We start from the raw sequence: 1,213 nt of genomic DNA, 5'->3' as shown, positions 1-1,213 counted from the left end.
CTCCACGAACGTGCCCGGGGTCGCCATCACGGACACGCCGCCCGCCAGGGCGAGGTCGCACTCCCCCGACCGCAGCGCGCTGATCGCCCAGTGCAGCGCGACCAGGGACGAGGAGCACGCCGTGTCCACGGTGACCGCCGGGCCCTCCAGGCCCAGGGTGTAGGAGATGCGGCCGGAGGCGACGCTGCCCGAGTTGCCCATGCCCAGGTAGCCCTCGAGGCCGTCCGGGGTGGTGCCGAGCCGGGCCGCGTAGTCGTGGTACATCAGCCCGGCGAAGACGCCGGTGGCGCTGCCGCGCAGCGCGGCCGGGTCGATGCCGGCGCGCTCGATGGCCTCCCAGGACGCCTCCAGGAGCAGCCGCTGCTGCGGGTCCATCGCCAGCGCCTCACGCGGCGAGATACCGAAGAACTCGGCGTCGAACCCGGCGGCGTCGTGCAGGAACCCGCCCTCGCGGGCGTAGCTCGTCCCCGTGTGGTCGGGGTCGGCGTGGTACAGGGCATCGAGGTCCCAGCCCCGGTCCTCGGGGAAGGGGGAGATGACGTCCCGGCCCTCCGCGACGACGCGCCACAGGTCCTCGGGGGAGGCCACTCCGCCGGGGTAGCGGCAGGCCATGCCGACGATGGCGATCGGCTCGTCCGCCCGTACGGCGGTGGTGGCCGTCGGGGAGGAGCCGGCCGTGGCGCCGAGCAACTCGGCGAGGAGGTGCCGGGTCAGGGCGGCCGGGTTGGGGTGGTCGAACACGGTGGTGGTGGGCAGGCGGAGGCCCGTCACCGTGCCGAGACGGTTGCGCAGGTCGACGGCGGTCAGGGAGTCGAAGCCGAGTTCGAGGAAGGCGCGGTCCTCGGCGATGGCGGCGGCCGACTCGTGTCCGAGGACGGCGGCGGCCTGGCCACGGACCAGGTCGAGCACGGTCCGGGTCCGCTCGGCGGGGGTCTGGGCGGCGAGGCGGTCGCGCAGGGTGCCGGCGTCGCCGGCGCGTGCCGTGCGGCGGGCCGCGGCGCCCGCGAGGCTCCGCAGGACGGCGGGCATGCGGGTGCCCTGCGCGCGGAACGCCGTGAGGTCCAGGCGCGCGGCGACGGTCAGCGGTGCCTCGGCGGCGCAGGCGGCGTCGAACAGCTCCAGGCCCCGGTCGGCGGGGAGGGGGAGGACGCCGCCCCGGGCCAGACGCGCGGTGTCGGCGCCGGAGGTCATGGCGCTCGGTGGCGCCCACAGG

General features: G+C 76.5%; 1 protein-coding gene. It reads right to left on the bottom strand.

What is annotated here, in order from left to right; all coding sequences use genetic code 11:
- Positions 1-1,213, bottom strand: a 1,213-nt coding sequence (locus KWI83_RS37695) for a type I polyketide synthase (protein WP_256363393.1), incomplete at both ends; no start/stop codon positions are given.

This window comes from Streptomyces sp. TRM70350 (genome assembly GCF_019219825.1).
GTDB lineage: Bacteria > Actinomycetota > Actinomycetes > Streptomycetales > Streptomycetaceae > Streptomyces.
Note: the sequence above shows the minus strand (reverse complement) of the source record. Positions and strands in the feature narration are given on the sequence as shown.